Consider the following 22548-nt stretch of genomic DNA (forward strand, 5'->3'; position numbering starts at 1 on the left):
CCGGCAAGCTAGAATTGACCTGTACGCCCCTTGACCTTAGGAGAACCATGAGCTTCGAGTCGGCAGACCCCGGCCACGGCCACTCGACCGCGGCCTGGACCGCAGTCACGATCATGCTGATCGCTTTCAGCATCGGCACCGTCGCCTTCTTCTTCGAGGTCGCCTGGCTCGTCTGGGCCTCCGCCGCCCTGCTCCTGCTCGGCCTGGTCGCCGGCTGGGTCATGGCCAAGGCCGGCTACGGCGCTGCGTCGGTCGACGGAAGTCACTGACTACGTGAGCAGCGACCTCCTCGCAGAACTGCTCGCCGGCTCGCTGGCTGACGCCGAGACGCGCCGCATCGACAAGCCATTCACGGCTGTCGAGGCCGACGCCCTCGCCCAGGCTGCCGCCCTCGACGCGCTGCACGCTCTCGCACCGGCCGACCGGGTGAAGATCATCGCCGAGGTCAAACGCGCCAGCCCGTCCCGCGGAGCCCTCGCCGAGATCAGCGACCCGGCCGCACTGGCCGTGTCCTACGAGTTCGGTGGCGCGAGCGCCATCAGCGTGCTCACCGAGGGGCGCAAGTTCCTCGGTTCCCTGGACGACCTCGAGCAGGTCAGGTCTGCCGTGGCGCTCCCGGTGCTGCGCAAGGACTTCATCGGCAACGCGTACCAGGTGCTCGAGGCCCGGGCGGCCGGGGCCGACCTGGTGCTGCTCATCGTGGCCGCGCTCGACCAGGCCACGCTGACGTCGCTGCACTCCCTCGTCCTCGAACTGGGCATGACCCCGCTCGTGGAGACGCACAGCGCGGACGAGGTCGACCGGGCCCTCGATGTGGGCGCCAACCTGGTGGGCGTGAACGCGCGGAACCTGAGCACCTTCGAGCTCGACCAGAACCTGTTCGCCAGCCTCGCCGACCGCATCCCGGCCGGCGTCATCCGGGTGGCAGAGTCCGCGGTGAAGACTGCGGCCGACGTCGCCCACTACCGCGCCGCAGGAGCCGACGTCGTCCTCGTCGGCGAAGCCCTCGTGACGCGCGATCCGATCCTCACCCTCAGCGAATTCTTGGCGGTCTGAATGTCCCTCGAAACAGAATCCCTCCGCGCCCAGGCCGGGCCCTACTTCGGCGACTTCGGTGGCCGGTTCGTGCCCGAATCCCTGGTCGCCGCGCTCGACGAGCTCTCGGCCGAGTATGCCCTGGCCAAGGCCGACCCGGCCTTCGCCGCTGAGCTCGCCGAGCTGCACCGCAGCTACACCGGCCGTCCGTCCCTCATCACCGAGGTTCCGCGCTTCGCGGAACACGGCGGAGGCGCCCGCATCATCCTCAAGCGCGAGGACCTCAACCACACCGGTTCGCACAAGCTCAACAATGTGCTCGGCCAGGTTCTGCTCACCAAGCGCATCGGGAAGAAGCGCGTCATCGCCGAGACCGGGGCCGGCCAGCACGGCGTGGCCACGGCCACGGCCGCCGCCCTGTTCGGCCTGGATTGCGTCGTGTACATGGGCGAGGTCGACACCGAACGCCAGGCGCTCAACGTCGCCCGGATGCGGCTGCTCGGGGCCGAGGTCGTCTCGGTGAAGACCGGTTCCCGCACGCTCAAGGACGCGATCAACGACGCCATGCGCGACTGGGTCACCAACGTGGAGACCACCAACTACGTGTTCGGCACCGTCGCCGGCCCGCACCCGTTCCCGGCCATGGTGCGCGACTTCCAGAAGATCATCGGCGAGGAGGCCCGCCAGCAGGTCCTCGACCTCACCGGCCGGCTGCCCGACGCCGTCACCGCCTGCGTCGGCGGCGGCTCCAACGCCATGGGCATCTTCCACGCCTTCCTCGACGATCCCGGTGTTGCCCTGTACGGCTACGAAGCGGGAGGGGAGGGTATCTCCGGACTGCGCCACGCCGCGACCCTCACCAAGGGTCGCCCGGGCATCCTGCACGGCGCCCGAAGCATGATGCTGCAGGACGAAGACGGCCAGACCGTCGAGTCCCACTCGATCTCGGCCGGACTGGACTACCCGGGCGTCGGGCCCGAGCACGCCTGGTTGGCCAGCATCGGCCGGGCCACGTACCTGCCCGTGACGGACGCCGAAGCAATGGACTCGCTCCGACTGCTCAGCCGCACCGAAGGCATCATCCCCGCCATCGAGTCCGCGCACGCCCTCGCCGGAACACTCGAACTGGGCAAGCAGCTCGGACCCGACTCGATCATCCTGGTCAACCTCAGCGGCCGCGGCGACAAGGACATGGAAACCGCTGGTCGGTACTTCGACCTCCTCGACGCTGGAGCGCAGCAACTGTGACGACCTCTCCCATCCGCACCGGCAGCACCGGCACCAGCACGAGCACTGTCGAGGCCGCCATCGCCGCGCGGCGCGCAGCCGGTGGGGGCGCACTGATCGGATACCTCCCGGTCGGTTTCCCCACCCTCACGGAAAGCATCGACGCTGCCGTCGCGATCGCCTCGAACGGCGTGGATATCCTCGAACTCGGCCTGCCGTATTCCGACCCCGTCATGGACGGCCCGGTCATCCAGGCTGCCACGCAACAGGCGCTGGCCAACGGCTTCCGCCTGCGGCACGGCTTCGAGGCCGTCGCCGCGATCACCGCGCAGGTGGACACCCCCGTGCTCATCATGACCTACTGGAACCCCGTGCTGCAGTACGGCGTCGACCGGTTCGCCGACGACCTGGCCGCCGCAGGGGGAGCCGGGCTGATCACACCCGACCTCATCCCCGACGACGCGCAGGCCTGGCTCGACGCCAGCGAGCGGGCCGGCCTCGACCGGGTGTTCCTCGCCGCGCCGTCGTCCTCCGACGAACGCCTCGTGCAGGCCGTCACCCGCAGCCGCGGCTTCGTCTACGCGGTATCCACCATGGGCATCACCGGCGCCCGCTCCGACGTGGACTCGGCCGCGCGCGTGCTCGTCTCCCGCCTGCGCGAGGCCGGCTCGACCAGCGCGTGCGTGGGCCTGGGCATTTCCACGCCCGCCCAGGTGCGCGAGGTGCTGCAGTACGCGGATGGCGCCATTGTCGGCTCCGCCCTCGTCAAGGCGCTCTCCGACGGAGGCGTGGCCGCCGTCGCGACCCTCGCCGCCGAACTCGCCGCCGGCGCCCGCGACATCCGGGCCGCCGTCTAACCCGTTCCCCACTCTCCGCCGCACGCGGATCGCCTCACGATCATCGAGCGCGGCGTTCTAGGGTAAATTGTCCGAGGCGGTCATCCGACCGGCTCCCAGTGACCGATGGGTCACGATGAAAGGTTGTTGTCGTGTCTATGCCCTTGAGCATTCCGAGCCCCGAGTGGAGCTACTTCGACCTGGGGCCGCTCCGCATCCACGCCTATGCGATCTGTATCCTGATCGGCATCTTCGCAGCCACCGCGTTGACCAGCCGACGGCTGACCAAGCGCGGCGGCGAGCCGGGCGTGGTCCTCGACATCATCCTCTGGGCCGTTCCGCTCGGCATCGTGGGAGCACGCATCTTCCACGTCCTCACGCACCCCAATGACTACTTCTACGACGGGGCGAACCTCTGGGACGTCTTCGCGGTCTGGAAGGGCGGCATCGCCATCTTCGGCGCCCTGCTCGGCGGAGCGGTCGGAGCCTACATCGGCTGCCGCCGCTCAGGCATCCGGTTCTGGTCCTTCGCCGACGCCCTGGCCCCTGGAATGCTGCTCGCGCAGGCCATGGGACGCCTCGGCAACTGGTTCAACCACGAGCTCTTCGGTCTGCCGACCACGCTGCCCTGGGGCCTTGAGATCGATCCCAGCAACGCGGCCTACCCGGTAGGCCTGCCCGCCGGCACGCTGTTCCACCCGACCTTCCTGTACGAGATCGTCTGGAACCTGGTCGGCGTCGCCGTGATCCTCATCCTCGAACGTCGTTTCCGTCTGCGCTGGGGGAGCGCCTTCGGCGTCTACCTGATCTGGTACGGCGTCGGCCGCAGCGTCTTCGAGTCGATCCGGGTCGACCCCAGCGAGATCTTCTTCGGGCTCCGCACCAATGTGTGGGCCGCGCTGTTCGCCATCGTGATCGGCCTGGCCATCATCCTGGTGCAGAGCCGCCGGCACACCGGAACCGAGCTCAGCCCCTACCGGCCCGGCCGCGAGTGGAAGCCGGTGAACCCTGAGGTAGAATCTGGTGAATCCGATTCCGACATCGAGGATCACGGCAATGAGGCTGCTGAACCCGTTGAATCACGCGAGGTCGACGCCACAAGCACCACCGACTCACGCCCTTAACCGCGGTCATCCCACCCGGTCCACGGTTTTTCGCCCCACATACCGGGCGGCCGGTATCTCCTCTTCCAGCGGGCCAACGGCGCCCCCACCTGCCAGTCATTTCGTGAGGACGGTCTAATGACGCAGCAACCTCTCTTCTCGCGGTTCAGTAGTGTTCCCCCAGCCCAGGGGCTCTACAACCCGCACGACGAACGCGACGCCTGTGGTCTCGCCATGGTCGCCACCCTCCGGGGTACGGCCGGGCACGACATCATCACGCGAGCACTCGACGCGCTCCGCAACCTCGAACACCGTGGTGCGGTCGGGTCCGACGCCGGCACCGGTGACGGCGCCGGGATCGTCACCCAGATTCCCGACGACTTCTTCCGCGCCGTGTCGACGTTCGCGCTGCCCGACGCCGGCCAGTACGCCGTCGGCAACGTCTTCCTTCCCACAGAGCCCACCGCGCGGAGTGCCGTCAAGGGCGCCATCGAGGCCATCGCCCGCCAGGAGAGCCTGACCATCCTCGGCTGGCGCGAGGTCCCCGTGCGCCCCGACGAGGTCGGCAACCTGGCGCGGGCGGCCATGCCGGCCATCCAGCAGCTCTACGTGGCCAGCACGCGCACAACCGAGGACGGCTCGCTGCTGTCGGGGATTGACCTGGACCGCCAGGCCGTCCGGCTGCGGAAGCGCGCCGAACGGGAACTCGAGACCTACTTCGCGTCGCTGTCCTGCCGCACCATCGTCTACAAGGGCATGGTCACCACGCTGCAGCTCGAACCGTTCTACCCGGACCTCTCCGACGAGCGTTTCACCTCCAAGCTCGCCCTGGTGCACTCCCGGTACTCCACCAACACGTTCCCGTCCTGGCCGCTGGCCCAGCCGTTCCGTATGATCGCGCACAACGGCGAGATCAACACCGTGCAGGGCAACCGTAACTGGATGCGCGCACGCCAGTCCCAGCTCGAATCCGAACTGCTGGGCGACCTCAACCCGCTCTTCCCGATCGTGACCCCGGGAGCCAGCGACTCCGCCTCCTTCGACGAGGTCGTCGAGCTGCTCAGCCTGTCCGGCCGGTCCCTGCCGCACGCCGTCATGATGATGGTCCCCGAGGCCTGGGAGAACCAGCCCGACCTCGACCGGGACCGTCGCGCCTTCTACGAGTACCACTCCATGCTCATGGAGCCGTGGGACGGCCCGGCCGCCATCGTCTTCACCGACGGCACCCTCGTCGGCGCCACCCTGGACCGCAACGGCCTGCGCCCGGGCCGGTACGTCATCACTGACGACGGCCTCGTCGTGCTCGCGAGCGAGATCGGCGTCCTCGACGTCGACCCCGCACGCGTGGTGCGGAAGGGCCGGCTGCAGCCCGGCAAGATGTTCCTCGTCGACACCGAGGCCGGCCGCCTCATCGAAGACGAGGAGATCAAGGGCGAACTCGCCGCGAGCGAGCCCTGGGGCTCCTGGCTCGACGCCGGCCGGATCAACCTCAAGGACCTGCCAGACCGGGAGCACATCGTGCACCCGCCGGCATCCGTCGTGCGCCGCCAGCGCACCTTCGGTTACACCGAAGAAGAGGTGCGCATCCTGCTCGCCCCGATGGCACGGACCGGCGCTGAGCCGCTCGGCGCCATGGGCAGCGACACGCCCATCGCCGTGCTCAGCGAGCGTCCCCGGCTGCTCTTCGACTACTTCACCCAGCAGTTCGCCCAGGTCACCAACCCGCCCCTGGACTCGATCCGCGAAGAGGTCGTCACGAGCCTGAAGCTCGGCCTCGGCCCGGAGCTCAACCTCCTCTCTGCCGGTCCAGAGCACGCTCGCCAGGTCGTGCTCGATTTCCCCGTGATCGACAACGACGAGCTGGCCAAGATCCAGCACATCGACACGTCGCCCGGAAGCCGCACCACCACGACGATCCGTGGTCTCTACCGCTTCGACGACGGCCCCAGCGCCCTCTCCACCCGCATCGAGGAGATGTGCCACGAGGTCGACGCTGCCATCGAGGCCGGCGCGCTGTTCATTGTCCTGTCCGACCGGGACAGCTCGAAGGACCTGGCGCCCATCCCGTCGCTCCTCATGATCGCGGCCGTGCACCACCACCTCATCCGCACCGAGAACCGCCTCAAGGTGGGCATCGTCGTCGAAGCCGGCGACGTGCGCGAGGTGCACCACGTCGCCCTGCTGATCGGGTACGGCGCCAGCGCCGTCAACCCGTACCTGGCTATGGAGACCTGCGAGGACCTCGTGCGCAGCGGCTTCATCACCACCGTCACGCCCGAGAAGGCCGTCAAGAACGTCATCAAGGCGCTCGGCAAGGGCGTGCTCAAGATCATGTCCAAGATGGGTATCTCCACGGTGTCGTCCTACGCGGGCGCCCAGACCTTCGAAGCCGTGGGCCTGAGCCAGGAGTTCATCGACCAGTACTTCACCGGCACGACGAGCAAGCTCGGCGGTGTGGGCATCGACGTGATCGCCGCGGAGAACCTCGAGCGGTACGCGGGCGCCTACCCACAGGATGCTGCCGTCACCGTGCACGAGCGCCTCGCGACCGGCGGCGAGTACCAGTGGCGCCGCGATGGTTCGCCGCACCTGTTCAACCCGGAGACCATCTTCCGGTTGCAGCACTCGACGCGCACCCGCCGCTACGACATCTTCAAGGAGTACACCAAGCTCGTCGACGATCAGGCCGAGAGCCTGATGACGCTGCGCGGCATGTTCACCTTCAACGTCGGCCAGCGCAAGGCCGTGCCCATCGACGAGGTCGAATCCGTGGCATCGATCGTGAAGAAGTTCTCCACAGGCGCGATGAGCTACGGCTCCATTTCCCAGGAGGCACACGAGACCCTCGCCATCGCCATGAACCGGCTGGGCGGCAAGTCCAACACCGGTGAGGGCGGCGAGGACCTGGACCGGCTGCTCGACCCCGAGCGTCGCAGCGCCGTCAAGCAGGTGGCCTCCGGCCGGTTCGGCGTGACGAGCATGTACCTCACGCACGCCGACGACATCCAGATCAAGCTCGCCCAGGGCGCCAAGCCGGGGGAGGGCGGCCAGCTGCCGCCTACCAAGGTCTACCCGTGGGTGGCCCGCACCCGGCACGCCACCGCCGGTGTCGGCCTGATCTCGCCGCCCCCGCACCACGACATCTACTCGATCGAAGACCTCAAGCAGCTCATCTTCGACCTCAAACGGGCCAACCCGACCGCGCGCATCCACACCAAGCTGGTCAGCCAGTCCGGTATCGGTGCGGTCGCGGCCGGCGTCGCCAAGGCGCTCTCCGACGTGATCCTGGTCTCCGGGCACGACGGCGGCACCGGCGCGAGCCCGCTCAACTCGCTCAAGCACGCTGGCACGCCCTGGGAACTCGGGCTTGCAGAGACCCAGCAGACCCTGATGCTCAACGGCATGCGTGACCGCGTCGTGCTGCAGGTCGACGGCCAGCTCAAGACCGGCCGGGATGTCGTCATCGGCGCCCTGCTCGGAGCCGAAGAGTTCGGGTTCGCCACCGCACCGCTCATCGTGGAAGGCTGCATCATGATGCGCGTCTGCCACCTGGACACCTGCCCGGTCGGCGTCGCCACCCAGAACCCCGAGCTGCGCAAGCGTTTCAGCGGCAAGGCCGACTACGTGGTGAATTTCTTCGAATTCATCGCGCAGGAGGTGCGCGAATACCTCGCCGAGCTCGGCTTCCGCAGCCTCGAGGAGGCCACCGGGCGCAAGGAACTGCTCAACGTCAACGGCGCCCTGAACCACTGGAAGGCGTCCGGGCTCAACCTGGCCCCGATCCTCGTGGGTCCGGACTTCTCCGCCGGCGAGCCCCGGCAGTCCGGCCGCGCCCAGGAACACGAGCTCGACAAGCACTTCGACGTCGAACTCATCCGCCAGAGCGCCAGCGTGCTCGAACACGGCCGGGAGCACGGCGGAACTGTGAAGATCGCCCTGCCGATCCGCAACACCGAACGCGCCGTCGGCACCATGCTCGGTCACGAGGTCACCCTCCGGCACGGCGAGAACGGCCTGCCCGCAGGCTCGATCGACGTGACGCTGACCGGCTCGGCCGGACAGTCCTTCGGGGCCTTCCTGCCCAGCGGGATCACCCTGCGCCTCGAGGGAGACTCGAACGACTACGTCGGCAAGGGTCTTTCCGGCGGGCAGATCATCGTTCGTCCAGACCGCGGCAGCGTCTTCGCCGCCGAGGACAACGTGATCGCCGGCAACGTCATCGGCTACGGCGCCACCCTGGGCAGCATGTTCATCCGCGGCATCGTCGGTGAACGCTTCCTGGTTCGCAACTCGGGCGCGACCGCCGTCGTGGAGGGCGTGGGCGACCACGCCCTGGAGTACATGACCGGTGGACTCGCCGTGATCCTGGGCAACACCGGCCGGAACCTCGGCGCCGGCATGTCCGGCGGAACCGCGTACGTCTACGGCCTGCGCACCGAGCAGGTCAACCGCGACTCGCTCGAATCCGGTGAACTGTCCCTGCTGCCCCTCGGCAGCGCCGACATCGAGATCGTCACCGACCTGCTCGAACAGCACCTCGCGCAGACCGACTCCGATCTGGCCGCACGGCTCCTCGCCGACCGCGCCACCACACTGAAGAACTTCGTCAAGGTACTGCCGCGGGACTACGCGGCCGTCCTTGCCACAAGGCAGAGCGCCGTCGCCGAGGGTCTCGACCCCGACGGCGACGTGGTCTGGAACCGCATCTTGGAGGTAACCAATGGCTGACCCGAAGGGATTCCTGAAGACCACGGATCGGGAACTTCCCGCCCGTCGTCCGGTATCCATCCGCTTGATGGACTGGAAAGAGGTCTATGAGGCCGGCGATTCGGCCGTGCTCAAGCGCCAGGCCGGCCGCTGCATGGACTGCGGTGTGCCCTTCTGCCACCAGGGCTGCCCGCTGGGCAACCTGATCCCCGAGTGGAACGACCTCACCTGGCGCGACGAGGGCCGGCAGGCCATCGAACGCCTGCACGCCACCAACAACTTCCCCGAGTTCACCGGCCGGCTCTGCCCCGCGCCCTGCGAATCGGCCTGCGTGCTGGGCATCAACCAGCCCGCGGTGACGATCAAGCAGGTCGAGGTGTCGATCATCGACCAGGCGTTCGCTGAGGGCTGGGTCGTCCCGCAGCCCCCCGGGCGCCTGACCGGCAAGACCATCGCCGTCGTCGGCTCGGGCCCGGCCGGTCTCGCCGCCGCGCAGCAGCTCACCCGGGCCGGCCACACCGTGGCCGTCTTCGAGCGTGACGACCGCATCGGCGGCCTGCTGCGTTACGGCATCCCGGACTTCAAGATGGAGAAGAAGCACCTCGACGGGCGCCTCGCGCAGATGACCGCTGAGGGCACCCGTTTCCGCGCCGGAGTGAACATCGGCGTGGACATCACCTGGGCCGACCTGCGCGCCCGCTATGACGCCGTGGTCGTCGCCACCGGCGCCATGGTGCCCCGCGACCTGCCGATCCCCGGGCGCGACCTGCCCGGTGTGCACTTCGCGATGGAATACCTCGTGCAGCAGAACAAGGTGGGCGCCGGCGACACCGTCGACAACCAGATCACCGCGGAGGGCAAGCACGTCGTCGTCCTCGGCGGCGGCGACACCGGTGCGGACTGCATCGGCACCGCTCACCGCCAGCTCGCGGCCTCCGTGACCAACCTCGCCATCGGCAAGCAGCCCGGCGACAGCCGCCCCGAGCACCAGCCCTGGCCGATGTCGCCCACCCTGTTCGAGGTCTCCAGCGCCCACGAGGAGGGCGGCACACGCCAATACCTGGCCTCGACGATTGAATTCCTGGCCAACGAGGCCGGCGAAGTCCGGGCGATCCGGGTTGCCGAGACCGAATATCTCGATGGCCGCCGGGTTCCCAAAGCCGGTACAGAGCGCGAGATTCCGGCGGACTTGGTGTTGCTGGCGCTGGGCTTCACCGGCCCCGACAGCACCGAATTGACCCATGAGCTGCACTTACCGCTCGACGACCGGAGTAATGTCGTGCGTGATAGTGATTACCAGACCAGCCACGAGGGTGTTTTCGTTGCCGGAGATGCAGGCCGAGGTCAGTCGCTCATCGTATGGGCGATCGCCGAAGGGCGCGCTGCTGCGGCAGCCGTCGATCGGTTTCTCGAAGGCGAGACTCAACTGCCCGCCCCGGTGAAGCCGACGGATCATTCGTTTGCCATCTGAGCGAACGACGTGAATTCCGCTGCCCATTTCTCCACTCAACCGAACGCACCAATGCGCCAGACCGGCGCGGAAACCGGAGATCCACCAGAATGAGACGCGCGAAAATCGTCGCCACCCTCGGGCCGGCAGCATCCAGCTACGAACAGATCCGCGCCATTATCGACGCCGGCGTAGACGTCTGCCGCATGAACCTGAGCCACGGCGACTACACCGTGCACGAAGGCGTCTACGCCAATGTGCGTAAGGCAGCCAACGACTCCGGACGCGCCGTCGCCGTCATGGTCGACCTGCAGGGCCCGAAGATCCGCCTCGGCAAGTTCGAGGGCGGCCCGTACGACCTGGCCGTCGGAGACATCTTCAAGATCACCACCGAAGACATCCTCGGCACCAAGGAACTGTCCGGCACGACCTACAAGGGCCTGCCGAACGACGTCAAGCCGGGCGACTTCCTGCTCATCGACGACGGCAAGGTCAAGGTCGAGGTCGTCGAAACCGACGGCACCGTCGTGACCACCAAGGTCATCGTCGCCGGCCCGGTGTCGAACAACAAGGGCATCAACCTGCCCGGCGTTGCCGTCAACGTGCCCGCCCTGAGCGAAAAGGACGAGGCAGACCTGCGTTGGGGCCTGCGCCTCGGCACCGACCTCATCGCACTGTCCTTCGTGCGGAACGCCGCCGACATCGACCGGGTGCACGAGATCATGGCAGAGGAGGGCCGCAAGGTTCCCGTCATCGCCAAGATCGAGAAGCCCCAGGCCGTCGAGGCCCTCGAAGGCATCGTCGACGCCTTCGACGCGATCATGGTCGCCCGTGGCGACCTCGGCGTCGAGCTTCCGCTCGAGGCCGTGCCGATCGTGCAGAAGCACGCCGTCGAGCTGGCCCGCCGCATGGCGAAGCCTGTCATCGTCGCGACGCAGATGCTCGAATCGATGATCCACAGCCCCGTCCCGACGCGCGCGGAGACGTCCGACGTCGCCAACGCCGTTCTCGACGGTGCGGACGCGGTCATGCTCAGTGGCGAGACCAGCGTCGGCGAGTACCCCGTGGTCACCGTGCAGACGATGGCCCGGATCGTGTCCTCAACCGAGGAGCACGGCCTGGAGCGGATCGCTCCGCTCACCAACAAGCCGCGTACCCAGGGCGGCGCCATCACGCTGGCCGCCATCGAGGTCGCCGAGTTCGTGGAGGCCAAGTACCTCTGCATCTTCACCGAGTCCGGCGACTCTGCGCGCCGCATGTCGCGGCTGCGCTCGAGCATCCCGATGCTGGCCTTCACCCCGGATGCCGGCATCCGTCGTCGTCTGGCTCTGACCTGGGGCGTGCAGACGTACCTCGTCGAGCCGGTCACCCACACCGACTCCATGTTCGGTCAGGTCGACGACATCCTGCTCGGCCAGGGCTTGGCTGAAATCGGCGACAAGGTCGTCGTGATCTCCGGTTCCCCTCCCGGAATCGCGGGCTCCACGAACGACATCCGGGTCCACCGCATCGGTGACGCCCACAACGGTGTCGCCCCGGCTTACGCCCAGCAGTAACCAGCAGTACAGGTAGTCAGCAGAACGACAGCAGCCCCGCGGAAGAATCCGCGGGGCTGCTGTCGTTCCCCCGGAACGGTGGGCCGGCAGACGACCCCTGAGCGGCCGTGCACGCCCGGTGGACGCCTGTGCAGGCCGCAGACGTACACCGAGCGGGAGGCGCGTGCAGTGACCCGCAGACGGGCGCGCAGCGGCTCGGCGCGTTAAACACCGCATGCCCGCCGCCGGTGTTCAACCGGGGACGGGCATGCGGTGAGGTGGTACCGGTGGTGGGACTCGAACCCACACGTCCTTTCGAACAAAGCATTTTGAGTGCTCCGCGTCTGCCATTCCGCCACACCGGCTCACAACACCTGCACCAGAATACCGTAGGCTTTTGCCTGTGACCGACCAAGAGACAACTCCAGTACCCCCCGCCGCGTCGTCGTAGCGGAGGATGAATCCCTCATCAGGCTCGACATCGTCGAGATCCTCCGTGACAACGGATTCGAAGTCGTGGGTGAAGCCGGCGACGGTGAGACCGCCGTGGCCCTGGCCACCGAGTTGCGCCCGGACCTGGTGATCATGGACGTCAAGATGCCCCACCTCGACGGGATCTCGGCCGCAGAGCGCATCACCAAGGCCCACATCGCGCCCGTCGTGCTGCTCACCGCGTTCAGCCAGAAGGAACTCGTGGAGCGCGCCAGCGAGGCCGGCGCCCTGGCCTACGTGGTCAAGCCGTTCACCCCCAACGACCTGTTGCCCGCGATCGAGATCGCCCTCTCGCGTTACAGCCAGATCATCACGCTCGAGGCCGAGGTCGCCGACCTGGTCGAGCGTTTCGAGACCCGCAAGCTCGTCGACCGGGCCAAGGGACTGCTCAACGAGAAGATGGGCCTCACCGAGCCCGAGGCGTTCCGCTGGATCCAGAAGGCGTCCATGGACCGCCGCCTGACCATGCACGACGTGGCCCAGGCCATCATCGAACAGCTCAGCGCCAAGAAGTAACCCGAACCACGACCCACCCCGGTCACGAAAAAAGCGGGTCCCTCGGTGAGGGACCCGCTTTTTCGTACCCGCCCGCACTCCGGGCGCACGATCAGGCCCCGGCGGGCCGGTCCATGATCAGGTTCGTGATGCGGATGGTGGAGCAGCGCCGGCCCCGGTCGTCGGTGACGACGATCTCGTGGGTCGTGAGCGTGCGGCCGAGGTGGATGGGCGTGCACACCGCCGTGACCCACCCGGAGGTCGCGGAGCCGGTGTGGCTGGCGTTGATCTCGATGCCCACAGCGATCTTGCCTGCCCCGGCGTGCAGATTCGCGGACATCGACCCGAGCGACTCACCCATCACAACGTATGCGCCACCGTGCAGCAGCATGGCCGGCTGGGTGTTGCCCTCGACGGGCATCCGGGCCACCGCGCGCTCGAGCGAGAACTCGGTGAACTCGATGCCCATCTTGTCGGCGAGGTCGCCGGCGCCGCGGGCCTTCGTCCAGGCCAGGTAGTCGGCGCCGCTGTCGGGCATGTCGTGTTCGGTCATAACCACCCTCTGAGTGCTGGCTCAGCCACGCCGGGATACGGCTTGTAGGCTGGGTCCGTGTCGGAATCCAAAAAGCCTACCCTGATGATCATCGACGGCCACTCGCTGGCCTACCGGGCATTTCATGCCCTCCCCGTCGACAGCTTCCAGACCAGGGACGGACAGCACACCAATGCCATCCACGGCTTCCTGTCGATGCTGCTGAGCCTGCTGCGCAACGAGAAGCCCACTCACATCGCCGTGGCCTTCGACATCTCCCGGTTCTCGTTCCGCACCAGGGACTACCCCGAATACAAGGGCACACGGGCCATCACTCCGTCCGAGTTCAAAGGCCAGGTACCGCTCCTGCAGGAGGCCCTCAAGGCCATGAACATCACCACCCTCACCAAGGACGACTACGAGGCCGACGACATCCTCGCGACCCTGTCGGTGCGCGGCACCGCGGAGGGCTACGACGTGTACGTCGTGTCGGGCGACCGCGACACCATCCAGCTGGTCAACGACACTGTGACCCTGCTCTACCCGGCCAGCCAGGGCGTCTCGGCGCTGACCCGGTACGACCCCGCGAAGGTGCGCGAGAAGTACGGCATCGCCCCTGAGCAGTACCCCGACATCGCCGCGCTGGTGGGGGAGACCAGCGACAACCTGATCGGCATCAGCAAGGTCGGCGAGAAGACCGCCGTGAAGTGGCTCGACCGGTTCGGCAGTCTCGACGCGATCCTCGAGCACGCCGACGAGATCACCGGCGTCGTCGGCGCCAACCTGCGCGAGCAGAAGGACAACGCGATCCGCAACCGCCGGCTCAACCGGCTCGTGACGGATCTGGACCTGCCCGTCGAGCTGGACGACCTGGCGCGCGGCCCCATCAACGAGGACGCCGTGCGCGACGTGTTCGGCCGCCTGGAGTTCCGCACCCTGCTGGACAGGGTGATCAAGATCGAAGCAGGGAACGGCAGCGGTGTCGACGCCACTCCGGTTGCCGCCGTTGCCGCCCCCGAGGCTCCCGCCGCGGCCCGGGCGCCCGTTGAGCGCGAACTTCTCGATGAGGAACTGGCCACCTGGCTGGACAGGGTGACCCGGGCGGGCACCGCGATCTCCGTCACCGTCGACGTGCAGGACGGCCTGCCGATCGGATTCGGCCTGGCCACGGCCACCGAGATCGCCACCGTGGCCTGGCAGCCCCACCGTGCCGACTACCTTCCCCTCGAGGAATGGCTGGCCGGCCCCAGCCCCAAGGTCATGCACGATGCCAAACCGCAGGTCAAGGCGCTCACCCGAGCCGGCTTGCCGATGGACGGACTGGCCATCGACACCCTCGTGGCCGGCTGGCTGCTGCGGCCCGGCGGCCCGGACAAGACCCTGGCCGATCTCGTCAAGCGTTACCTCGACGAGACCCTGCCCGTGGTCGACCCCAACCAGTTGGTGCCGGACGAGAGCGTCGCCGGCGGCATCGCCGTGGACTCCTGGTACACCGTGCGCCTCGCCGCGACCCTGGTCGCCCTGCTCGACGCGGGCTCCCGCTCGGTGCTGACCGATATCGAGATGCCCACCCTGATGACCCTGGCCGACATGGAACTGGCCGGCGTCGCCGTCGCTCACGACGAGCTCGCCGCGCTGTCCACCCAGCTCGGCGACACGGCCGCCGCCCTCGCCGCCGGCGCCTACGCCGAGATCGGCCGGGAGGTGAACCTCGGCTCGCCCAAGCAACTGCAGGAGGTGCTCTTCGACCAGCTCGGCATGCCGCGCACCCGGGCGAACAAGACCGGGTTCACCACCGATGCCGGCGCCCTGGCAGACCTGCAGGCCAGCAACCCGCATCCGTTCCTCGACCTGCTGCTCAAGCACCGTGACGCCACGAAGCTGCGCCAGATCGTGGAAACCCTCGACAAGGCCATCGACGACACCGGCCGCATCCACACCACCTACGTCCAGATCGGCACGGCCACCGGGCGTATCTCGTCGACAGACCCGAACCTGCAGAACATCCCCGTCCGCACCGAGGAAGGCCGCCGCATCCGAGCCGCGTTCCAGGCGGGCCCCGGCAGCGAGAGCCTGCTCACCGCCGACTACTCCCAGATCGAGATGCGGATCATGGCGCACCTGTCCGAGGACGCCGGTCTCATCGAGGCGTTCAACGCCGGGGAGGACCTGCACCGGTTCGTCGGCGCCCGGGTCTTCGGCGTGGCACCTGAGGACGTCACGGGGGAGATGCGCAACAAGGTCAAGGCCATGTCGTACGGCCTCGCCTACGGCCTCAGCGCCTTCGGCCTGTCGCGCCAGCTGAGGATCGAATCCCGGGAGGCCAAGCAGCTCATCGCCGACTACTTCGCCCGGTTCGGCGCCGTGCGCGACTACCTGCGCCGGGTCGTGGAACAGGCCAAGATCGACGGGTACACCACCACGATCTTCGGCCGGCGCCGACCGTTCCCCGAGCTGAACAGCCCCAACCGGGTGCTGCGCGACAACGCTGAACGCGCCGCGCTCAATGCCCCGATCCAGGGCTCGGCGGCCGACCTGATGAAGATCGCCATGAACCGGATCGCCGCGGACCTGCGCGACCAGGACCTCTCCAGCCGCATGATGCTGCAGGTGCACGACGAACTGATCTTCGAGGTCGCCCCGGGGGAATGGGACGCCCTGCGCGCCGTCGTCACGAACCGCATGGAGACCGCCGCCGAGCTGCTGGTGCCCCTGGACGTGCAGGTCGGGCGCGGAGCCAACTGGGACGCCGCCGCACACTGACCGCGGGGTCGCGGCAGTGTCCCGGGGTGGGCGCGTGTTCTAGGCTCTGTGCATGACTGTCAACGAATACCGGACGCCCACTCCCGTCGACCAGATCGCCGAGCAGTGGGTGGACACGCTCGTCGCCCTCGACCCGACAGTGGGCACCTACATCGGCCGGGCTGCCGACGGGTCAGGTTTCGCGGACTACTCGCCAGACGGGCATGCCCGGTACGTGCAGGCGGCCACCGACGTCATCGCGGCCCTGGACGCCGCGAGCCCGGTGGACGCCGTCGACGACGTCACCCGCACCGACCTCGGCGGCACTCTCGCGCTCGACCTCGAGAGCTCGGCGGCCGGCCTGCACCTGCGGGACCTCAACGTGATCGCCTCTCCGGTCCAGGAGATCCGGGAGGTGTTCGACCTGATGCCCACGGGCACCGTGGCCGACTGGCAGAACATCTCCGCGCGGCTGCAGGCCGTGCCCGCGGCCATCGACGGCTACATCCAGACCCTGCGTCTGGGCATCGAACAGGGCATCACACCGGCCAAGCGCCAGGTCATCGAGGTACTCGGTCAGGTGCGGCGTACGGCCGCAAACGACGGTTTCTTCAACCACTTCGTCGCTGAGGCGGGCCTGGAGACCGGCTCCCTGCCGGCCACCCTGGCGACCGACCTCGGCGCACGGGCCAGTCGGGCCGCCTCGGCCTACGACAAGCTCGCGGCGTTCCTCGCCGACGACCTCGCCCCCCGGGCGACCGAGGTCGACGCTATCGGCCGCGACCTCTACGCGCTCAGTTCACGCCGGTTCCTCGGCGCCACCGTCGACCTCGACGAGACCTACGAGTGGGGTATCGAAGAACTCGGTCGCATGGTGGCCGAGCAGGAGAGCGTGGCCAGGCAGATCAAGCCGGGCGCGACGGTCCTGGAGGCCATCGAGTTCCTCGACACCGATCCCGCCCGCAAACTGCACGGCACCGACGCCCTGCAGCGCTGGATGCAGGAGACCAGCGACCGCGCCGTTGCCGAGCTGGGCGAGACCCAGTTCGACATCCCCGAGGAGATCCGCCGTCTGGAATGCATGATCGCGCCCACCCAGGAGGGCGGGATCTACTACACCGGTCCGACCGACGACTTCTCCCGGCCCGGACGGATGTGGTGGTCTGTGCCCGTCGGCGTGACCGAATTCGACACCTGGCGCGAACTCACCACGGTCTATCACGAGGGCATCCCCGGTCACCACCTGCAGATCGGCCAAGCCGTGTACAACCGGGCCAAGCTCAACACCTGGCGCCGACAGCTCGCGGGAACCTCAGGCCACGCCGAGGGCTGGGCGCTGTACGCCGAACGCCTGATGGAACAGCTGGGCTACCTGGACGACCCCGCCGACAGGCTCGGCATGCTCGACGGACAGCGGATGCGCGCGGCGCGTGTGGTCCTGGACATCGGTGTGCACCTGGGCAAGACCGTCCCGGACGGCTCCGGGGTGTGGACCGCTGAGTACGCCTTCGATTTCCTCGCCCGGAACGTCAATATGAATGAGGGATTCGTCAGGTTCGAGGTGAACCGTTACCTGGGCTGGCCGGGCCAGGCGCCGTCGTACAAGATCGGCCAGCGGATCTGGGAACAGCTGCGCGACGAGGCCAAGGCCAGGGACGGTGCGGCGTTCAACATCAAGGAGTTCCACCGCCGGGCGCTCGACCTCGGCGGCGTCGGCCTCGACACCCTCCGCTCGGCCCTGCAGCCCTGACCCGCGACGACCTGCGGTCGGATAGCGCCTGCACGAGAGTGCTCAGCAGATACGTGGTGGGGCGGGTTGCCCGGGCCGCCCCGAAACAGCTAAGCTTTACTGTCACGCTTGTGACGAATTAGCCGCTGCCAGTCGCGGATTCTTTTCATAGTACGCATCACCATCAATCGCACGTCCTTCCCTTCTGGCCCGAATATGTCCATCCTGGAGCAACTACTACATGACAATCGCAACGACCGAACGGGCACCCAAGCAGGTCGCCATCAACGACATCGGATCTGCTGAAGACTTCCTTGCCGCGGTCGAAAAGACTCTGAAATTCTTCAACGACGGAGACCTCATCGAGGGCACCGTTGTGAAGATCGACCGCGACGAGGTTCTCCTCGACGTCGGCTACAAGACCGAGGGTGTCATCCCCTCCCGCGAACTTTCCATCAAGCACGACGTTGACCCTTCCGAGGTCGTCAAGGTCGGCGACCTGGTCGAGGCCCTCGTTCTTCAGAAGGAAGACAAAGAAGGCCGTCTCATCCTGTCGAAGAAGCGTGCTCAGTACGAGCGTGCATGGGGCGACGTCGAGAAGATCAAGGAATCCGACGGAGTTGTCACCGGATCGGTCATCGAGGTCGTCAAGGGCGGTCTCATCGTCGACATCGGCCTGCGTGGCTTCCTGCCCGCGTCGCTCATCGAGCTTCGCCGTGTCCGCGACCTGACCCCGTACCTGGGCCAGGAGATCGAGGCCAAGATCCTCGAACTCGACAAGAACCGCAACAACGTGGTCCTGTCGCGTCGCGCACTGCTCGAGCAGACCCAGTCCGAGAGCCGCACCACGTTCCTCAACAACCTCCAGAAGGGACAGGTCCGCAAGGGCGTCGTCTCGTCGATCGTCAACTTCGGTGCGTTCGTCGACCTGGGTGGCGTTGACGGTCTGGTTCACGTCTCCGAACTCAGCTGGAAGCACATCGAGCACGCCAGCGAGGTCGTCGAGGTCGGTCAGGAAGTCACCGTTGAGATCCTCGAGGTCGACCTGGACCGCGAGCGCGTCTCCCTGTCGCTCAAGGCCACGCAGGAAGACCCGTGGCAGGTCTTCGCCCGCACCCACGCCATCGGCCAGGTTGCACCGGGTAAGGTCACCAAGCTCGTTCCCTTCGGTGCGTTCGTTCGCGTCGCAGAGGGCATCGAGGGCCTCGTGCACATCTCCGAGCTGTCCGGCAAGCACGTTGAGCTCGCCGAGCAGGTTGTCTCGGTCGGCGACGAGGTCTTCGTCAAGGTCATCGACATCGACCTGGAGCGTCGCCGCATCTCGCTGAGCCTCAAGCAGGCCAACGACGGTGTCGACCCCGAGGGTACCGAGTTCGACCCGGCGCTCTACGGAATGCTCACCGAGTACGACGACCAGGGCAACTACAAGTACCCCGAGGGCTTCGACCCGGAGACCAACGAGTGGCGCGAAGGCTTCGAGACCCAGCGCGAGAAGTGGGAGCAGGACTACGCTGCAGCCCAGGCTCGCTGGGAAGCTCACAAGAAGCAGGTCGCATCCGCGAACGACGAGATCATCGCCCCCGGCGACGTCGCGTCCGCCGCTGGCAACTCGTTCTCCAGCGAGACCGCCGGAGCCGGCACCCTCGCCGACGACGAGGCGCTTGCCGCCCTGCGCGAGAAGCTCAGCAGCAACAACTAGCAGTATCCCTCCGGCTCAGGCCGGGGTCGACCAGGCCGGACCCTTCGGGGTCCGGCCTGTGCCGGTTAACAGACGCGGCCGGTGCAGAATCACGGGTCATTCCCCTCCTGCACGTTCACCCACAGCGGCGGGGCCCACGGCCCACGTTCCGGTGCGTTCGTTAGCATGGGGCCGTGTACTTGATTGGGTTGACCGGCGGGATCGCATCGGGGAAGAGCACCGTGGCCAAGCGCTTCGGCGAGCACGGAGCCGTGGTGATCGACGCCGACCAGCTGGCCAGGGCGGCCGTCGCACCGGGCACGGCTGCGCTGGCGCACGTGATCGAGGTCTTCGGCGACGAGGTCGCCAACACCGACGGCAGCCTCAACCGGGCCGCCCTCGGCGCGATCGTCTTCGGCAACCCGGCGGCGCTCAACCTGCTCAACCAGATCGTGCACCCCGCCGTGCGGGCCCTGTCCGCGCAGGCCATCGACGCGGCGGAGCGGGCCAACCCGCACGTCGTCGTGGTCTACGACGTGCCCCTGCTGGTCGAGGCCTCCGTCGGCCACCCTTTCGACCTCATCGTGGTCGTGCACGCGGATGCCGAGACCCGGGTGCGCCGCATGGTGGAGCTCCGCGGCATGAACGAAGCCGACGCGCGAAGCCGCATTGCAGCGCAGGCCGGCGACGACGAGCGCCTCGCCGTGGCCGACGCCGTCATCGACTCGACCGGGTCCCTCGATGCCACGCTGAGCCAGGTGGACAGGCTCTGGAAACGCAAGCTGCGCTCGCATCACGACGCCCACCCGGAGGCGGCAGGGGCGGCGGCCGACCCGAGTGTCGGTGGTGCTCCTTAGACTGGAAGCATGGAAGCTACCCGTTCCGTTCACCCGTTCGAGGTCGTGAGCGAATACACCCCCAGCGGTGACCAACCTGGTGCCATCGCCGAGCTGGCCGGCCGCATCAACGCCGGTGAGACCGACATCGTTCTGCTCGGAGCCACCGGCACCGGTAAGTCCGCCACTACGGCGTGGTTGATCGAGCAAGTGCAGCGTCCGACGCTCGTCCTCGCGCACAACAAGACCCTGGCGGCCCAGCTCGTCAACGAGTTCCGTGAGCTGATGCCCAACAACGCCGTCGAGTACTTCGTCTCCTACTACGACTACTACCAGCCGGAGGCCTACGTTCCACAGACGGACACCTTCATCGAGAAGGACTCGTCGATCAACGAAGAGGTGGAGCGGCTCCGGCACTCCACAACCAACTCGCTGCTCAGCCGTCGCGACGTCATCGTCGTCTCCACGGTCTCCTGCATCTACGGCCTCGGCACGCCGGAGGGCTACCTCGAGGCCATGGTTGCCCTGCAGGTCGGCCAGAAGGTCGACCGGGACTGGCTGATCCGCAAGTTCGTGGCCATGCAGTACCAGCGCAACGACATCGACTTCTCCCGCGGCCATTTCAGGGTGCGCGGCGACACCATCGAGATCATCCCGATGTACGAAGAACTCGCCATCCGCATCGAAATGTTCGGTGACGAGATCGAGGCGCTGTACAGCCTGCATCCGCTCACCGGCGACGTCGTCAAGAAGCTCGACGCCGTCTCGGTCTTCCCCGGTTCGCACTACGTAGCCAGCACGGATGTCATGCAGCGCGCCATGGGCACTATCCAGGAGGAACTGGCCGAACGTCTCGGCCAGCTGGAACGCGAGGGCAAGCTGCTGGAGGCGCAACGCCTGCGGATGCGCACCTCGTTCGACCTGGAGATGATGGAGCAGATCGGGTTCTGCTCCGGCATCGAGAACTACTCCCGGCACATCGACGGGCGAAGCGCGGGGGAGCCCGGCCACTGCCTGCTGGACTACTTCCCCGACGACTTCCTCGTCGTCATCGACGAATCCCATGTCACCGTGCCGCAGATCGGCGCCATGTACGAGGGCGACTCATCCCGGAAGCGCACCCTCGTCGAGCACGGTTTCCGCCTGCCGAGCGCGCTGGACAACCGGCCGCTGAAGTGGAACGAGTTCAAGGACCGGGTCGGCCAAACCGTGTACCTCTCCGCCACGCCGGGCAAATACGAGATGGGCATCGCCGACGGCATCGTCGAGCAGATCATCCGCCCGACCGGACTCGTCGACCCGCAAATCATCGTCAAGCCCTCCGCCGGCCAGATCGACGACCTGCTCGAGCAGATCCGGGTGCGCGTCGGGCTCAACGAGCGCGTGCTCGTCACCACGCTGACCAAGAAGATGGCCGAGGAGCTCACCGACTTCCTCACCGAGGCCGGCGTGCGGGTGCGGTACCTGCACTCCGACGTCGACACCCTGCGCCGGGTGGAGCTGCTCACCGAACTGCGCCAGGGCGTCTACGACGTGCTGGTGGGCATCAACCTGCTTCGCGAGGGCCTCGACCTGCCAGAGGTCTCCCTGGTGGCCATCCTCGACGCCGACAAGGAAGGCTTCCTGCGCTCGTCGACCTCGCTGATCCAGACCATCGGCCGTGCGGCCCGGAACGTGTCCGGGGAGGTGCACATGTACGCCGACCGGATCACCGACTCGATGGCCAGGGCCATCGACGAGACCGACCGCAGGCGCGAGAAGCAGGTGGAGTACAACACCCTGCACGGGATCGACCCGACGCCGCTCCGCAAGCGCATCGCCGACATCACGGATGTGCTCGCGCGCGAGGAGGCCGACACGGCAGAACTCCTGGCCGGTCGCGACGCCAGGCGCCGCAGTCCCACCCCCTCAATGCGCAAGGGCCTGGCCGCGAACGGCGCCAACGACCTCGAGTCGATCATCGCCGACCTCAACGCCCAGATGCTCGAGGCAGCCGGCGAACTCAAGTTCGAGTTGGCCGGTCGCCTGCGCGACGAGGTGTCCGAACTCAAGCGCGAACTCCGCCAGATGGAGAAGGCCGGGCACCTGGCCTGATCGGGCCCGCCCGGGCCGCCCGGGCCCTGCTGGAGACCGGGTAGGGCCCGGGCGGCG

At 67.5% G+C, this 22548-nt stretch carries 14 protein-coding genes, 1 tRNA gene and 1 pseudogene; 14 read left to right on the top strand and 2 right to left on the bottom strand.

Annotated features, from left to right (window positions below):
• Positions 1 to 47: 47 nt before the first annotated feature.
• The 8 genes from DOE79_RS01040 to pyk all read left to right on the top strand — a co-directional run bounded on the left by DOE79_RS01040 (position 48) and on the right by pyk (position 11914).
• Positions 48 to 269 (top strand): DUF6704 family protein, encoded by a 222-nt coding sequence (locus DOE79_RS01040; RefSeq protein ID WP_066595582.1) that lies wholly within the window; start codon positions 48 to 50, stop codon positions 267 to 269.
• Positions 270 to 273: 4 nt separating this feature from the next.
• Entirely contained in the window at positions 274 to 1056 is a 783-nt protein-coding gene (gene trpC / locus DOE79_RS01045) for an indole-3-glycerol phosphate synthase TrpC (protein ID WP_120336914.1), read from the top strand.
• On the top strand, positions 1057 to 2283 hold the full coding sequence (trpB, locus tag DOE79_RS01050; RefSeq protein WP_066595574.1) for a tryptophan synthase subunit beta: 1227 nt from the start codon (positions 1057 to 1059) through the stop codon (positions 2281 to 2283).
• Positions 2280 to 3119, top strand: coding sequence for a tryptophan synthase subunit alpha (gene trpA, locus DOE79_RS01055; RefSeq protein ID WP_245977060.1), 840 nt, complete (start codon positions 2280 to 2282; stop codon positions 3117 to 3119). The genes trpB and trpA overlap by 4 nt, the downstream gene beginning before the upstream one ends.
• A gap of 137 nt (positions 3120 to 3256) precedes the next feature.
• Positions 3257 to 4222: a prolipoprotein diacylglyceryl transferase gene (gene lgt, locus DOE79_RS01060; RefSeq protein WP_120336915.1), complete on the top strand. Its 966-nt coding sequence runs from the start codon at positions 3257 to 3259 to the stop codon at positions 4220 to 4222.
• Positions 4223 to 4339: 117 nt separating this feature from the next.
• Positions 4340 to 8929, top strand: a complete 4590-nt coding sequence (gene gltB, locus DOE79_RS01065) for a glutamate synthase large subunit (RefSeq protein WP_120336916.1) — start codon at positions 4340 to 4342, stop codon at positions 8927 to 8929.
• Positions 8922 to 10379: a glutamate synthase subunit beta gene (locus tag DOE79_RS01070; RefSeq protein WP_120336917.1), complete on the top strand. Its 1458-nt coding sequence runs from the start codon at positions 8922 to 8924 to the stop codon at positions 10377 to 10379. The genes gltB and DOE79_RS01070 overlap by 8 nt, the downstream gene beginning before the upstream one ends.
• A gap of 89 nt (positions 10380 to 10468) precedes the next feature.
• The gene (gene pyk, locus DOE79_RS01075; protein ID WP_066595565.1) at positions 10469 to 11914 is read left to right on the top strand and encodes a pyruvate kinase; all 1446 of its coding nucleotides are present in this window, start codon (positions 10469 to 10471) and stop codon (positions 11912 to 11914) included.
• Positions 11915 to 12172: 258 nt separating this feature from the next.
• Here pyk and DOE79_RS01080 read toward each other — a convergent pair.
• Positions 12173 to 12258, bottom strand: a tRNA-Leu gene (locus DOE79_RS01080).
• Positions 12259 to 12316: 58 nt separating this feature from the next.
• On the opposite strand from DOE79_RS01080, the pseudogene DOE79_RS01085 reads away from it, so the two are divergent.
• Positions 12317 to 12901: pseudogene (locus tag DOE79_RS01085) on the top strand (ANTAR domain-containing response regulator); the annotation flags it as partial.
• Between the two features lie 91 nt (positions 12902 to 12992).
• Here DOE79_RS01085 and DOE79_RS01090 read toward each other — a convergent pair.
• A complete protein-coding gene (locus tag DOE79_RS01090; protein WP_120336918.1) occupies positions 12993 to 13433 on the bottom strand; it encodes a PaaI family thioesterase in 441 nt (146 codons plus the stop codon).
• A gap of 57 nt (positions 13434 to 13490) precedes the next feature.
• Here DOE79_RS01090 and polA point away from each other — a divergent pair, with 57 nt between their 5' ends.
• The 5 genes from polA to uvrB all read left to right on the top strand — a co-directional run bounded on the left by polA (position 13491) and on the right by uvrB (position 22491).
• Positions 13491 to 16175, top strand: coding sequence for a DNA polymerase I (gene polA / locus DOE79_RS01095; protein WP_120336919.1), 2685 nt, complete (start codon positions 13491 to 13493; stop codon positions 16173 to 16175).
• 52 nt (positions 16176 to 16227) lie between these two features.
• A complete protein-coding gene (locus DOE79_RS01100; protein WP_120336920.1) occupies positions 16228 to 17904 on the top strand; it encodes a DUF885 domain-containing protein in 1677 nt (558 codons plus the stop codon).
• Positions 17905 to 18124: 220 nt separating this feature from the next.
• Positions 18125 to 19582: a 30S ribosomal protein S1 gene (gene rpsA, locus DOE79_RS01105; protein WP_066595554.1), complete on the top strand. Its 1458-nt coding sequence runs from the start codon at positions 18125 to 18127 to the stop codon at positions 19580 to 19582.
• A gap of 173 nt (positions 19583 to 19755) precedes the next feature.
• On the top strand, positions 19756 to 20418 hold the full coding sequence (coaE, locus tag DOE79_RS01110) for a dephospho-CoA kinase (protein WP_120336921.1): 663 nt from the start codon (positions 19756 to 19758) through the stop codon (positions 20416 to 20418).
• Positions 20419 to 20427: 9 nt separating this feature from the next.
• On the top strand, positions 20428 to 22491 hold the full coding sequence (gene uvrB / locus DOE79_RS01115) for an excinuclease ABC subunit UvrB (RefSeq protein ID WP_066595536.1): 2064 nt from the start codon (positions 20428 to 20430) through the stop codon (positions 22489 to 22491).
• The last annotated feature ends 57 nt before the right edge of the window (positions 22492 to 22548 follow it).

The sequence above is a fragment of the Cryobacterium soli genome, assembly GCF_003611035.1.
Lineage (GTDB): Bacteria > Actinomycetota > Actinomycetes > Actinomycetales > Microbacteriaceae > Cryobacterium > Cryobacterium soli.